Origin of the sequence: Psychrosphaera aestuarii (assembly GCF_017948405.1) — a bacterium.
GTDB classification, from domain to species: Bacteria; Pseudomonadota; Gammaproteobacteria; order Enterobacterales; family Alteromonadaceae; genus Psychrosphaera; species Psychrosphaera aestuarii.
On the sequence record NZ_CP072844.1, the window covers coordinates 791340 to 805176 of the forward strand.

Consider the following 13837-nt stretch of genomic DNA (forward strand, 5'->3'; position numbering starts at 1 on the left):
AAAGTTACAGCAGGTTTACTACGATAGAACCAGATGTTACCCGGCCTGAAGGAGTCGTTGCGTTAAACGTCAACGCACCTGAAACAGGGTCATCATCAGGCCCTAAATTATTAATAATAGTAAATGTAATAAACGTTGTGCCCGGTATTGCAGGATTTGATGAGCCAGCCGTGTTCGCTATTACAATATTACCACCCCCAATTAGTTCGCCCACGGAAGTGGCAATTGCGATGTTGGTGTCTCTCGGAAGTACTTGCGACTGTGTATCTGACATTTCGAGTGTGAATTGATTTGACGCGCCTCTAAGAATACTAATTTGAGCATTTGTCGCAGAGTTGTCATAGTTACTAGTCAATACGGTATCAGCACTGTCAAGGACTCGAAATAAAGCAGCAGAGCTTGATGTAATCAACACACGTGCCTTACGAATCGTAGAAAACTTACCTGTCGCACAGCCGCTTTGACATTGAGGACCATTAAATAAGCTGTCTTCAACTGTGTAATCGCCACTATTGTTTGAATCAATAAACAATTCACCTGAGTCACGAACGTAGTTCTCATTATCATCACGCCAAGCTTCTGGCATATCAATGAAACCACCTGATAGCGGGCTAATGCGGCCAAGGCCAGACTTGATTTCATTAATATTTGAGATTGAGCTATTCGCACTCAAACCGTCAGCGGTGTCGTAGATGTTATTACCGTTTACATCCACAAAGTGCTCATGGCCTTCTGCGGTTGCCAGTATAGTGACTCGGTGATTATCTGGATAAGGTTCCTGAGATACCCAAGTTACCGCACAGTTTCCTTCAACGGTTGAACATGAAGGCTCAATAGCGCCACCTTCAGTTGTGAAGTTGACTGTTGTGCCATCTGGAACTGGATTATTAAAGCTATCGGCTAAATAAGCTCTTACAGTAACTTCTGTACCCGTAATATTACGAGCTTCTGGATTAATAGTTGATAGTGAAAGGGTTAACGAGCTTTGATCTGGAAGACCCGTGTTAACAGACAGTAGATCAGACTGAGTCGCAATAGTTTCACCACTTGTGTTTGTGGTTGAAGCAGTGACTCGAACTGCGGTTGGTACTGAACCGGCTATTACCTTAGCACTTACTAACCCATCATTGTTAGTGACACCTGAATTAGAAGCTAAAGCTAACCCACCCACTTCAGTATTTAATGAAAACGCCACCGGTTGTTGGCTTAATGGGTTTCCTAACTGGCCTTTCACTAAAAAAGTCACCGTTGAAGTTTCCTGCTTGCCTTGGCCACCAGTACCCTTAAGTACAATAGATGATGGTGAGGCAGAAACAAACTCTACCGACCCTAAGCCTTCTGCTGATAGTGTTACGTCTTTTGTAGCGGTAAGGTCTGCTGAGTTAACTCGAACTGTCGCGACAATTGTATCGACATTACCTTGTGCACCGGCACAGCTAATATCTTGATAGGTGGATGTTGCAACGCCATTTATTGTTGCTGCATTCGCATCTAATGTAGCATCACTATTACTAGCACACGTAGATGTAAACGACACAGACGTTGCTGTTGTGATTGGATTAAAGTTTTCATCGACCAAAGATACTGATAAGCCTAAGGTGCCGCCAGCACTTATGGTGGTATCGCCATTAGCGTCGGTTAGCGATGACTTGATTTCACCCTCAATAAAGTTGCCCGCATCGTCAAATGAGCCAAATAAAACAGTGCTCGACTCTTCTAATGCGTCGGCAGAAACAATTTCGTAAGCTATTGTATCGGCATATGTAATACCGTTTATTGTTGCAGAAATAGTAGCAAGTGCAGCACCTAAATCGTTTTCAGTACCGGTTAACTCGACTTCGGCTAGGCCGCTGGCTGTTGTTAGTGCAGAACTGGCATTTAATGAACCTAGCTCAGCTGTAAAACTAACAATAGTATTTGCAATGGGGGCGCCGTTATCATCGGTAAGAATGACACCTAGTTGGGCAGCTTCATTTACTTTGAAGCGATTGACTGATTCACCATTACGTTTTAGGGTAACTGAAAGTGATGGCGACTGAACATTTTCTGTTGTGGCGGACAGCACTTCAAACGCTGTATCGATAGTTAAAGTTTCATCATTTACGACTGTACTTGCTGTTACCACTATAACACCAGAAGTTAGGTCAGAAGTATTTAACGAAACAGTCGTTGTGCCGTCTGTTGAAGTCAGTCTAGAGTTTGACGATAAATTACCAGAGCTAGTGGAAAAGTTAATTTGTTGGCCACTAATTGCAGTGCCATTTAAATCATTTAACGATACAACAATAGTTGCGATATTTCCGGTAGTAAAACTATTGGTTTCGTTGTTCAGTGCATCTTTTACGGCGATGCTCAACGTCGCTTCAGTCCCAGTTACCAGATCTTCACTAACAACGTTTTCATTGTGACCGTTACAGCCACTTAAAAAAAGTGTTGCTAATAATGCGATAGAAAACCAAACCTTTTTGAAGAATGATCCTTGTTGATTTAAGTAGTTCACTGCAAAGCTCCTAACTGCTAAGTCCGTCTTTTATGTACTGAAATAACTCTTTATAATTTTTTCCTGGTTTTTCTTTTTCTACTTCTTTTTTAGCCTGACGTGTCAATTGTCTTACTCTTTGACGCTCCAACGTTGGAGCCTGCTCTAAAAGATCATTAATGGCATCGTCACCTTTCTTAATTAACGCCTCTCTAAGACGTTCGATCTTTTGCATCTGAGCATCATTTGCTTGTCCAGGAGTCGTTAGCTTTTGATACTCGAGCTTTAAAGTATCAAGAGCTTCGTCTCTAAGCAACTTCGCCATGAATTGCATATGTCTGCGTAAAGCGTCCGGTTTAGTAGAAATTTTATCGGCAAGTTTAAATGCATCATGTAATTCGTCGCTTGCGGTTAGCTTTTGACGTTGAGACTTCGATAACTTAACGAGCTTTTCAGCGAAAATGCGTAAGTCTTTTGCTTCTTGTTTTATTTCTGATTTGCTGATGTAATTTTCATCATCAGGCATTAAATAGTATGGTTTTGTCATAACAATAGGATCATTAGAATTTGATAAGCGAATATATAGATTTATGGTATGCTCAAGTGACAAATTTAACCAGTATTTTTGAGCCTTTATGACGAATAATAGCGACATTTTTCAACAAATCAGTGAAGTGAAAACTGCAATTGCCGATTTGATAGACTTGAGTAAGCAACATGGTGCGACTTCAACAGAAGCCGTGATCAGTAAATCGAAGGGGATTTCGGTTTCTAGCCGTTGCCAAGAATTAGAAAATATCGAGTTTAACCAAGAGGGCGCATTAGGAATTACCGTTTATGTTGGTCAACATAAAGGTTCAGCATCAACCGCCGATTTGAGTCACGAGGCATTAGAAAGAACGGTTAAAGCTGCCATTGATATTGCTAAATATACCAATGAAGATCCATATTCAGGGCTTGTAGAGTCTGAATTAATGGCGACTGACATCCCAGATTTAGACCTATGTCATCCTTATGAAATTACACCAGAAGAAGCCATAACTTTTTGTTTAGAAGCGGAAAAAACAGCTTTTGAGACGGATTCTAGAATCACAAATTCAGACGGGGCGTCATTATCGTCATACCAAGGGTTTAAAGTTTATGGTAATTCCCATGGTTTTATTGAAGGCTACCCAAGCAGTCGCCATAGTTTAAGTTGCTCTGTAATTGCTGAGTCAGGCGATGAAATGCAGCGTGACTATGCCTATACAGTTCAACGTGTATTTGAGGAAATGGATGCGGCTTCAGTTGTTGGCAACAAAGCAGCAAAAGCTGCAATTGAAAGGCTTAATGCCAGAAAGCTAGATACTTGCCAAGTACCCGTGTTATTTCATGCAGAAGTTGCGTCTACACTATTTGGCCACTTAGTCTCTGCAATTAGTGGTGGTAGCTTGTATCGGAATTCATCGTTTTTAATGGACAGCATAGACACAAAAATTTTACCTGACTTTTTAACCATCGAAGAACGGCCTCATGTGCTTAGAGGTCTTGCAAGTAGTCCTTTTGATTCGGAAGGGGTGGCAACTAAAGACAGAAATATTATTGAAGCCGGTGTACTTACTACCTATTTATTAACCGGATATTCGGCACGTAAGATGGGGATGCAAACGACAGGTCATGCCGGTGGCATTCATAACTGGTTTATAAGCCAAACCGATCCAGATTTAGCGGCGATGCTTAAAAAAATGGATAAAGGCTTATTGGTGACTGAGCTTATGGGTCAAGGAGTGAATACAGTTACCGGCGATTATAGTCGTGGCGCAGCGGGTTTTTGGGTCGAGAACGGTGAAATTCAGTATCCTGTATCGGAAGTAACTATTGCCGGTAATTTAGCAACGATGTTTAAACAAATTGTTGCTATAGGCGGTGACGTTGAACGTCGTGGCGCTGTGCAAACGGGTTCAGTATTAATTGAAAACATGAAGATTGCAGGTAACTAAATACAATTTTTTTAAGGCAGTAGGTCAGATTGAGCCATGCTAAATCGACTGTTATTTCAACGTTATTGGCGAAGAATTGTTGTGAATAAAAAAGGAAGCCTAGGCTTCCTTTTTTTTATCAAATTGTGATTAGTCTTGCTATTCGCCAGACTCTTTTTCTACCAAACGAATACCCGTTTTCTCAATAACAATATCGCCAGATTTATAGAGCCCGCCAATTGCCTTTTTAAAGGCGGCTTTACTCATACCAAATAACTTGGAGATAACCTCGGGCTTGGATTTATCGTGAACGGCGGCGTAACCACCTTCTTTTTTCAAAAATTCCATAATGATCTTTGAGTATTTATCACGCGTAACTTGTCCACCTTGTAGGCTTAAGTTGATACGATCATCTGGTCGAATTTGTTTTACAAATCCTTTTTTAGTTTGGCCAAAGCTAAGTCGTTGGAATACATCTTGTTTAAATAACAAACCCCAGTGGCTATGATTAATAATAGCCTTGTAACCCAAATCAGTGCTATTTGCGATAATCAAGTCAACTTGCTGTTCAGGTTTAAACGTCCCTTCGTTTTCGTCTTTTACAAACTTATCAATTTTTGAAGAGGCAGTAGGGCGCTGATCTAAGTCATCTAAATACACATAGACTAAATAACGTTCACCCACTTCCATTGGTCTGTGCTGTTCACCATATGGAACGAGTAGTTCTTTATCTAATCCCCAATCAACAAATGCCCCAACGCGGGTTACATCAGTTACTTTTAGATAAGCAAATTGGCCTACTTCAACTTTAGGTCTTTGTGTCGTGGCGATAGGTCTATCTTCTGAGTCAAGATAAACAAATACTGTTACTTCATCGCCTTCATTTGCGTCTTTGGGAGCGTGCTTACGGGGTATTAGTAGCTCGTCGCCATTTCCAGCATCTACAAAAACACCAAAGTCGACGATTTTTGAGATAGGGAAGGTGTTGGTTTTTCCAACTTCAATCATTTAATTTTTCCAATTTTACTGAGAAGGCATCGCGACTAATTACTAATTAAACTAGGTTACAATAACAACCAAGTCGCCGTGCCTAAGAATGCAAATATGCCGACTATGTCGGTCACTGTGGTAAGTATAACACTACCTGCTAAAGCTGGGTCTATGTTCATGCGTTTTAATGCAAGTGGAATTAACACGCCAGACAAACCGGCTGCGACTAAGTTCATTAGCATAGCAAATGCGAGTACGCCGCCAAGCATTAAGTCCTGCTTCCAGATGGCAACAACACCTGCAATCAATACAGCCCAAATAAGGCCATTTAGGAAACCAATAGCAAGCTCTTTGCCAAGCAACCACCTAGAGTTTGAGTCTGTAACGTGACCCACAGCCATACCACGAATAACCAAGGTTAGTGTTTGGCTACCAGCGACACCGCCCATACTTGGGACTATGGTGTTTAATACGGCTAAAAAAGCCAGCTCATCAAGTGTTGTTTCAAATAAGCTTGATACAAACGCCGCGAGTAATGCTGTGAATAGGTTTACGCCAAGCCACAATGAACGCTTTCGGGTACTGTCCAATACGGGTGCAAATGTATCGGCCTCATCGTCAAGACCCGCCATGCTTAACATAGAGTGCTCAGCGTCTTCACGAATAATATCTACAACATCATCAATGGTAATTCGGCCGAGCAGCAAACCATGCTCATCGATAACAGGAGCTGTCATCCAATCATAACGTTCAAATAACGTTGCCACTTCGGATTCGTGCATAGAAGCGGGAATCACCTCGAAGTCGGTTTCCATCACTTCGGATATTAGTTTGCTGGGGTTAGAGGTGACGAGTGCCGACAAAGATACTTCACCAATAAAGTGATCTTGCTTATCGACCACATAAAGATAATCGGTATTTTCAGGTAATGACTCTTTTAATCGCAAATATCGCAATATTACGTCAACGGTCACATCAGGACGAACCGTGACGGTATCGGTATTCATTAGCGCGGCCGCAGAGTCTTCTTCATAAGACATTACTCTCTCAGCGCGCGCTTGATCTTGTTTATCCATGCTCTTCAGCACTCGACGATAAACAGCATCGGGCATACTTCTTAGTACTTCTGAAAAGTCATCGTCATCAAGATTGGTCGCGGCCTCAGCAACTCGTTCCGGTTCCATTGCTCGTAATATTGGGTTACGAACTTCATCGGAAAGTTCTTCTAAAACGTCGCCTTGAATACTACTGTCGATGAGTTGCCAAATAACAGCACGACTTTTGGGAGGAGAAGAATGCAACAACAGTGCAATATCATTTGCGGCCATAGAATCAAGCATATTCCGCACACGAACAAACATACCGTCACTGATGGCAGTATTAAGTTCATTAATAGGAATTGTATATTCTTGTTCTAGTAGTTCTGGCATTTCTTGAGCGTAGGTTTCTGTTGTTTACCTTGTGCACAAGTCTAACTTAGATTAGCGTTTTATGATAGTAACTGGTTGTTTTTGTAGCGAGATAATTAGTTATTCAGACTCATCAAAACGATTAGAAATTAGTTCGCAAATAGCTTCGAGAGCCTGCTTTTCATCACTCCCCGTTGCGGTAACGTGTATCTCTTTACCTTGATTACTTGCAAGCATTAGTAAGCCCATGACGCTATCCGCACTGGCGGTTTTATCAGCTTGTTGTATTTGAACTTTAGCATCAAATTGTAAGGCGAGTTGGGCCAATTTGGTCGCAGCCCTTGCGTGTAACCCAAGCTTATTCTGGATTGTAATTGTTCGTGATAACACTGGGCTTGTTACCTTACAGTTGCTCTAAATAACGGCTCATCTCTCGATGGCGAGTTTTTACATTTTTTCCACGAGAACGAAATTGTTCAGCGAGCGTTTCAGCAATATATACAGACCTATGTTTACCACCAGTACAGCCTATTGCGATCGTTAAATAACTACGATTATTGCGCTCTAAATGCGGTAACCAAGTGGACATAAAGTTATTGATTTGAAATATGAATTTATTCACAAGTGGTTGACTAGAGAAAAAGTCTTTCACAGGTAAGTCTAAACCGGTTAATGCTCTAAGTTCTGGTTCCCAGTGAGGATTTGGTAGAAATCGTGCATCAAATACAAAATCGATATCGTTTGGTACCCCATATTTAAAGCCGAACGACTCGAAAGTAATAATAAGTTCTTTATCTGACTTTCCTAATATCTTTTCTCTCACCATCTCGGTTAGTTGATGAACATTTAAATCCGAGGTATCAATATATAAATCGGCTCTAGACGATAACCCATCTAAAAGCTTACTCTCCTGTGCGATTGCATCAGGTAGTGACGCATCACCTTTGGTTAAAGGGTGTAGGCGCCTTGTTTCACTATAGCGACGAATTAATACGTCATCTTTAGCATCTATATATAGAACGGTCGTCTTTACGCCTTTGGGTAAGAAATCTAAATTATCCATTAACTCTTGTTCAGAGCTGGGCAAGTTTCTAACGTCAATACTGACGGCAACTTGAGGATAATTTTTAGATAAGGAGTGTGATAATGCAGGTAATAAATTAACCGGTAAATTATCTACGCAATAGTAGCCTAGATCCTCTAGTACTCTTAATACGACTGTCTTCCCTGAGCCTGAACGGCCACTAACGATAAATATATGCATGATTAAGCAGCTTCAATTATTTTGTAAAGATCATTATCAGTTTCGGCGCTTCTTATTTTACGAAGCATTTCTTTATTATCAAAAATTTCTGCGATTGACGCTAACGTATTTAAATGCACGTCACACTGATCTTCTGGAACAAGTAACGCAAAAAATACATCAACAGGTCTATTGTCTATTGCATCGTAATCAATGCCAGGGTGGATAACGATTAATACCGCCACTGGACTTTCATTTGGTGTTATTTTTCCATGAGGAATAGCAACGCCATTTCCTATTCCGGTACTCCCCAACTTTTCTCTATTCATAAGACTTGAGAGTATATCTGTGCAAGTGAGGTCTGGTAATTTTGTACTCGCGATCTCGGCAATATGCTCGAGGATCTTTTTCTTGCTTTGGCAATCTGTTAGTACTTTAGTGCACTCAGGTCGCAGGAGTAGCTTTACATTCATGGTTATCTTTTACTGCTTTACTCTTTTGATTTAAATCTCAAAAGATTGGTTAAAAGCACCGTCCATGGCGCTTTAAAATTAATAAAGAAAGTTAATGTCTGGTTAACTTTTCTTTGTGTTTAATGACTTGACGGTCAAGTTTATCAATTAAGGAATCAATTGCAGCATACATATCAGTATGCTCCGATGCAGCAAATAGTTCACCACCATTTACGTGCATAGTTGCTTCTGCTTTTTGGTTGAGTTTTTCAACGTCTAAAATCACATGGACGTTATTAATATGGTCAAAATGACGTTCTAACTTTGCAAATTTCGTATCAACATATTCTTTTAAAGACTCTGTTGCATCGACATGACGACAAGTTAAATTAATTTGCATATGCACTTCCTTCTGAATTGATAAAATGGATTGTTAAACCAATCGTTTTCTCTGGTTTGAAGGGGGAATGTTTAACGATTCCCGGTATTTTGCGATAGTTCTTCTGGCTACTTGGATGCCCTGTTCGGCCAGAATATCAGCAATCTTACTGTCACTTAACGGTTTTGCTTGGTTTTCTGCAGCAACTAACTTTCTTATTAAAGCCCGTATTGCAGTGGATGAACATTCACCACCATTTTCGGTGCTGACGTGGCTAGAAAAGAAATACTTTAACTCAAAGATTCCTCTGGGTGTGTGCATGAACTTTTGTGTTGTCACACGCGATATCGTGGACTCATGCATATCGACCATTTCTGCTACATCATTTAGAACCATTGGTTTCATCGCCTCTGGTCCGTATTCAAAAAATGCTTGTTGTTGTTGCACGATACAATTAGATACCTTCAATAAAGTGTCGTTTCTGCTTTCTAAACTTTTAATAAACCATTTTGCTTCTTGTAAGTGTGAACGAACAAATTGCGCGTCAGAGCTATTGGTTGAAGTTTTAGACAGTGAAGCATATTGTTCGTTCACTTTAATTTTAGGCATAGAATTAGGATTTAGCTCTACTAACCAACGACCTTTTTTCTTTACGACGGTAACATCTGGAATTACATAGTCAATTTCGTCTTTTATAACTAGGCTTGCGGGATTTGGATTCAGTTGTTGAATCAAGTCGAGTGCTTCTTTTAATTCAGATTCTTTTAATCTTGTTTTGCGGATTATAGTGCGATAATCACGGTTCGCTAACAGGTCGATATTTTCAGCAATGAGTTCAATAGCCTCTTCACGCCAAGGTGTGTCAGGGCTATATTGCTTTAACTGAACCAACAAACACTCTTGCAACCCTCGGGTGGCAACACCAATAGGATCAAAGTGTTGGATGCGTTTTAAAACCGCTTCAACTTCCTCTATTTCAACATCTTCGATGTCTACAGACTCAACAATGTCTTCAACAGATACCGTCAAAAAACCTTTGTCATCAATAGCATCAATAATGGCTGTTGCAATAGCTAAGTCATGTTCGGAAAAAGTGGATAGATTTAATTGCCATTTTAAATGGTCTTGAATATCAACAGTTGTTTCACCTTGATAAACGGTATCTTCACCGTCGTACGCAGGGCCTGAGCTCGCAGGAGCGGCGCTCATGTAGTCATCCCAAGTCGAGTCTGTGGGCAAGTCATCACTAATAGTTTGGTCTTGGATATTTTCGTTTGTATCGCGTTCTTCTCGCGTCCACTCGATATCGTCGTCGTTAGATGAAACTGAGGCTTCATTTTCATGACGATCATGGTTGTCTTGTGGTAATTCGATTTGTTCAACTGAGCCATGCTCTTCATCAGCTTCCAACAAAGGATTACTATCCAAGGCTTCTTGGATCTCTTGTTGCAATTCTAATGACGACAACTGCAACAGACGAATAGCCTGCTGTAATTGCGGGGTCATTGTTAACTGCTGACCCATTTTAAGTTGTAATGTTGGTCTCATTTGATCCCAGTAAAGTACTGACTAAAATAAACTTATTCGTGCTACCAAAATATCAAAGTTTGAACTGGTCACCAAGATAAACTTTCTTAACTATGTCACTTTCTAGCACTTGAGCCGGAGTTCCTTCAGCAATAAGCTCTCCATGACTAACGATATAGGCTTTTTCGCAGACATCAAGTGTTTCACGGACATTATGATCGGTAATAAGTACACCAATTCCCTTTGCTGTTAATTGTTGAATTATTTTCTTTATATCTATGACAGATATAGGATCAACACCCGCAAAAGGCTCATCTAATAGAATAATTTTTGGATCGGCAGCCAATGCCCTTGCGATTTCTACGCGGCGGCGCTCACCACCAGACAATGCCATACCAAGACTATCCCGAATATGATCAATATGAAATTCGGCAATTAAATCATCAAGTAAATCAGCCTGTTGGTTTGCATCTATGTCTTTTCGCATTTCTAGAACAGACATTATATTTTGTGAAACTGTCAGCTTTTTAAAGATAGACGACTCTTGAGGTAAATAACCAATGCCTTTGCGAGCTCTTACGTGCATAGGTTCGTGGCTCAAATCGATATCATCAAGCTGAATTAAACCTTTATCGTTAGGCACCAAACCAACAATCATGTAAAAAGTTGTTGTTTTACCCGCGCCATTTGGTCCTAACAAGCCAACTACTTGACCAGCTTCTACCGACAAGCTGACATCTTTAACAACTTGACGACTTTTATAGGATTTGGCTAAGTGCTTTGCCACCAACTTGGTCATATTTAATTTCTCTACTTAATTATTTGGCTGTGTTTTTTTTGTTTTTATCGTAGTAGTTACACGACCACCGGTTGACTTGTCGCCGTCAGCTTTGACTCTTTGTGCATTTAAATCAAATACGATATTACCACTTTCAACAATCGAGCTACCTTGCTTATATTTAGCTTGGCCATTCAATTCTAAAATACGTTCGTTAATCATATAAACGACTTCTAATGCTGTGGCCTCTAATGCTTCATTATTAGGATCATTTTGCAAAAAGCGAGCAGGTTTGCCTTTTGCTATTAGTTTTTCGCCTACGCCGTCTTTTGTTATTACATATAGTTCGTCAGCCGTGATCGTGAGCGTCCCTTGTTGTATTTTTACGTTACCGCTGAAATACATAGTGTTATTTTTGTAATCAAGATCTTGGTTTTTAGAATCAATAATAAGATCGTCATTAGCAAATGCATTAAGGCCAATACAAGCAAGTATAACAAGTGTCATCTTGATGAATTTAGTCATTTTTCGTCCCTTTTAAAATTGTTCTTACGTGATGTTTAAGTTTAACTGTTTGAGCTTTTAGATCGGCAGTTAGACCTTGCCCTTCAATAGTGGTTTTTTCACCGCGAATTATAATTGGCTTATCGGTCTCAACCACTTGAGTGTCGAGATCTATTTCTAAGTATTGGGTTTCAATACTGGTAACGAGCTCGTTATCGGTTAACTGATACATTTTAACGTTACTGTCTAAGGTTAGTCGGCCATCTTGCACACTGCCAAGGTCTGCGGCTAATCGCCAAAACGGAGCATCATTTTGATAAATAACAAATTCAGGCTGTTCAAAGTAAGTCAAAGCTAACTGGGCATAGTGTTCCATTTTTTGCGAGAACACCTCTTGCTTTAACGTACCATTTTTATCGAACATTTCTTGATGCAATAATGTTGCCGTGAAGTCAGGCGTTAACACAGGCTCTTCGGAGTCATCCGCATTACTTTGATTGGTAAAAGCTGGAAACCAAAGATAAAGGCTGATCCCAACAAAAATAAGTAGAACGAGTAATCTAAGTCTCATTAGGTACTTGAACCTTCAAAATGGCTGGTAATAAAGGTTTCACCTTTTTGTGCCATGGTTAGTAGATCGGTTAATTCACGCACGGCACCTTTTCCGCCATGAGTAACAGTACAATAGTGTGCAATCTCTTTTACATAAGGATGGCCGTCGGCTACTGATACCGCTAACCCAACTTTTTTCATCACAGGGACGTCAGGGAAATCATCACCAATAAATGCAACTTGTGATGGTGTTACTGATAACTCTTTACATAGTTTTTCATAACCAATTAGTTTTGTTTCCATACCTTGATATATGTATTTAACACCTAGGCTTGTCATTCGGTCTTCAACAATTTTAGAGCTTCGTCCGGTAATGACAGCAACTTCACATCCTATGTTCATTAAAGACTTAAGCCCGAAGCCATCTTTTGTATTAAAGGCTTTAAGTTCTTCGCCATTATTTGCCATATATACTGAGCCGTCAGAAAACACGCCGTCAATATCACAAATAAGCAACTTAATGTGCTGAGCGCGTGTAGTAACGTCAGTCGAAACTTTTTGATACCAGGTTGCAAACCGTTCCATTAAATAACTCCGGCCTTCAATAAATCATGCATATTAAGAGCGCCTATTGGCTTGTTTTGCTCATCAATAACAAATAAACAACTAATTTTTTTGGCTTCCATTAAAGTTAACGTTTCCGCCGCTAAAACATTAGCTTTCGAAGAGGTGGCATTTGTCGTCATTAAAGTGGTAATTTTAAGATCCGTTTTAAATGAGTCATGATCTAACCAACGACGTAAATCACCATCGGTAAAAATACCAATCAAGGTGTTGTCCTTGTCGGTTATACCAGTCATGCCAAGACCTTTGGCCGACATTTCTATTATTGCTTCTTTTAAGGTTGCTTGATCGCTAACAACAGGGATGCGGTCGTCTGTATGCATTATATCTTTGTTTGTTAGTAATAACTTACGGCCTAAGGCACCTCCGGGATGGCTTAGTGCAAAGTCTTCTGCTGTAAAACCTTTTGCTTCCAATAGTGAAACGGCGAGGGCATCGCCAAGTACAAGGCTTGCCGTCGTTGAAGCGGTCGGTGCTAAGCCTAACGGGCATGCTTCTTCTTCTACACCTGAAAATAGATGAACATCGCTGTTTTGCGCTAAAGTTGATTGTGTATTACCTGTCATGGCAATGATATGACAACCAAATCGTTTTAAAACTGGAAGTAGAGTAACAATTTCAGACGTTTCGCCACTGTTCGAAAGCGCAAGAACAACGTCTTGTTTAGTGAACATTCCTAAATCGCCATGGCTTGCTTCGCCTGGATGAACATAAAATGCAGGAGTACCTGTACTTGCTAACGTAGCTGCAATTTTATTAGCTATGTGTCCCGACTTGCCCATGCCCGTTACTATCACTCGGCCCTTGCAGTCCATAATAATATTACACGCGGCCACAAAATTTTCGTCACAAGATTGGACTAAATTTTCTATCGCATTTTTTTCAATTTCGATAACTTTTAATGCAGATGAAACTAAAGGATTCATAATTAAAACCTTAAAA

General features: G+C 40.2%; 15 protein-coding genes. 1 reads left to right on the plus strand and 14 read right to left on the minus strand.

Translation table 11 applies throughout. The annotated features are described in order from the left end of the window. Positions 1-4: 4 nt before the first annotated feature. Complete coding sequence (locus J9318_RS03610; protein ID WP_210561275.1) at positions 5-2500, minus strand: Ig-like domain-containing protein; 2496 nt, start codon at positions 2498-2500, stop codon at positions 5-7. A gap of 10 nt (positions 2501-2510) precedes the next feature. Next, positions 2511-3026: a ribosome biogenesis factor YjgA gene (gene yjgA, locus J9318_RS03615; RefSeq protein ID WP_210561278.1), complete on the minus strand. Its 516-nt coding sequence runs from the start codon at positions 3024-3026 to the stop codon at positions 2511-2513. An 88-nt stretch (positions 3027-3114) separates the two neighbouring features. Between yjgA and pmbA the strand changes: the two genes are divergently transcribed. Further along, positions 3115-4458 carry a metalloprotease PmbA gene (gene pmbA, locus J9318_RS03620; RefSeq protein ID WP_210561280.1) on the plus strand — a complete coding sequence of 448 codons (1344 nt, stop codon included), beginning with the start codon at positions 3115-3117 and terminating at the stop codon, positions 4456-4458. A 138-nt stretch (positions 4459-4596) separates the two neighbouring features. On the opposite strand, the gene J9318_RS03625 is transcribed toward pmbA, so the two are convergent. From J9318_RS03625 to J9318_RS03680, 12 genes are all read right to left on the minus strand, one after another. Next, positions 4597-5445: a CvfB family protein gene (locus J9318_RS03625; RefSeq protein ID WP_210561282.1), complete on the minus strand. Its 849-nt coding sequence runs from the start codon at positions 5443-5445 to the stop codon at positions 4597-4599. A 56-nt stretch (positions 5446-5501) separates the two neighbouring features. Next, on the minus strand, positions 5502-6857 hold the full coding sequence (gene mgtE, locus J9318_RS03630; protein WP_210561284.1) for a magnesium transporter: 1356 nt from the start codon (positions 6855-6857) through the stop codon (positions 5502-5504). A gap of 99 nt (positions 6858-6956) precedes the next feature. Further along, entirely contained in the window at positions 6957-7226 is a 270-nt protein-coding gene (locus J9318_RS03635) for an HPr family phosphocarrier protein (protein WP_210561286.1), read from the minus strand. Positions 7227-7239: 13 nt separating this feature from the next. Further along, the gene (gene rapZ / locus J9318_RS03640; RefSeq protein WP_210561288.1) at positions 7240-8100 is read right to left on the minus strand and encodes an RNase adapter RapZ; all 861 of its coding nucleotides are present in this window, start codon (positions 8098-8100) and stop codon (positions 7240-7242) included. A 2-nt stretch (positions 8101-8102) separates the two neighbouring features. Next, a complete protein-coding gene (gene ptsN, locus J9318_RS03645) occupies positions 8103-8552 on the minus strand; it encodes a PTS IIA-like nitrogen regulatory protein PtsN (protein ID WP_210561290.1) in 450 nt (149 codons plus the stop codon). Positions 8553-8643: 91 nt separating this feature from the next. Continuing rightward, entirely contained in the window at positions 8644-8931 is a 288-nt protein-coding gene (gene hpf / locus J9318_RS03650; RefSeq protein WP_210561295.1) for a ribosome hibernation promoting factor, read from the minus strand. A gap of 33 nt (positions 8932-8964) precedes the next feature. Then, on the minus strand, positions 8965-10458 hold the full coding sequence (locus tag J9318_RS03655; RefSeq protein WP_210561297.1) for an RNA polymerase factor sigma-54: 1494 nt from the start codon (positions 10456-10458) through the stop codon (positions 8965-8967). 52 nt (positions 10459-10510) lie between these two features. Then, positions 10511-11236: an LPS export ABC transporter ATP-binding protein gene (gene lptB, locus J9318_RS03660; RefSeq protein ID WP_210561299.1), complete on the minus strand. Its 726-nt coding sequence runs from the start codon at positions 11234-11236 to the stop codon at positions 10511-10513. A gap of 15 nt (positions 11237-11251) precedes the next feature. Next, a complete protein-coding gene (gene lptA / locus J9318_RS03665; protein ID WP_210561306.1) occupies positions 11252-11740 on the minus strand; it encodes a lipopolysaccharide transport periplasmic protein LptA in 489 nt (162 codons plus the stop codon). Then, entirely contained in the window at positions 11733-12290 is a 558-nt protein-coding gene (gene lptC, locus J9318_RS03670; protein ID WP_210561307.1) for an LPS export ABC transporter periplasmic protein LptC, read from the minus strand. Before lptC ends, lptA begins: the two co-directional genes overlap by 8 nt. Next, a complete protein-coding gene (gene kdsC, locus J9318_RS03675) occupies positions 12290-12856 on the minus strand; it encodes a 3-deoxy-manno-octulosonate-8-phosphatase KdsC (RefSeq protein WP_210561309.1) in 567 nt (188 codons plus the stop codon). Before kdsC ends, lptC begins: the two co-directional genes overlap by 1 nt. Next, positions 12856-13821: a KpsF/GutQ family sugar-phosphate isomerase gene (locus tag J9318_RS03680; RefSeq protein WP_210561311.1), complete on the minus strand. Its 966-nt coding sequence runs from the start codon at positions 13819-13821 to the stop codon at positions 12856-12858. Before J9318_RS03680 ends, kdsC begins: the two co-directional genes overlap by 1 nt. Positions 13822-13837: the final 16 nt, after the last annotated feature.

Excerpts from the sequence above, each read along its gene's own strand:
- yjgA (WP_210561278.1), bottom strand. The coding sequence starts at position 3,026 with ATGACAAAACCATACTATTTAATGCCTGATGATGAAAATTACATCAGC.
- pmbA (WP_210561280.1), top strand. The coding sequence starts at position 3,115 with ATGACGAATAATAGCGACATTTTTCAACAAATCAGTGAAGTGAAAACT.
- J9318_RS03625 (WP_210561282.1), bottom strand. The coding sequence starts at position 5,445 with ATGATTGAAGTTGGAAAAACCAACACCTTCCCTATCTCAAAAATCGTC.
- mgtE (WP_210561284.1), bottom strand. The coding sequence starts at position 6,857 with ATGCCAGAACTACTAGAACAAGAATATACAATTCCTATTAATGAACTT.
- rapZ (WP_210561288.1), bottom strand. The coding sequence starts at position 8,100 with ATGCATATATTTATCGTTAGTGGCCGTTCAGGCTCAGGGAAGACAGTC.
- ptsN (WP_210561290.1), bottom strand. The coding sequence starts at position 8,552 with ATGAATGTAAAGCTACTCCTGCGACCTGAGTGCACTAAAGTACTAACA.
- hpf (WP_210561295.1), bottom strand. The coding sequence starts at position 8,931 with ATGCAAATTAATTTAACTTGTCGTCATGTCGATGCAACAGAGTCTTTA.
- J9318_RS03655 (WP_210561297.1), bottom strand. The coding sequence starts at position 10,458 with ATGAGACCAACATTACAACTTAAAATGGGTCAGCAGTTAACAATGACC.
- lptB (WP_210561299.1), bottom strand. The coding sequence starts at position 11,236 with ATGACCAAGTTGGTGGCAAAGCACTTAGCCAAATCCTATAAAAGTCGT.
- lptA (WP_210561306.1), bottom strand. The coding sequence starts at position 11,740 with ATGACTAAATTCATCAAGATGACACTTGTTATACTTGCTTGTATTGGC.
- lptC (WP_210561307.1), bottom strand. The coding sequence starts at position 12,290 with ATGAGACTTAGATTACTCGTTCTACTTATTTTTGTTGGGATCAGCCTT.
- kdsC (WP_210561309.1), bottom strand. The coding sequence starts at position 12,856 with ATGGAACGGTTTGCAACCTGGTATCAAAAAGTTTCGACTGACGTTACT.
- J9318_RS03680 (WP_210561311.1), bottom strand. The coding sequence starts at position 13,821 with ATGAATCCTTTAGTTTCATCTGCATTAAAAGTTATCGAAATTGAAAAA.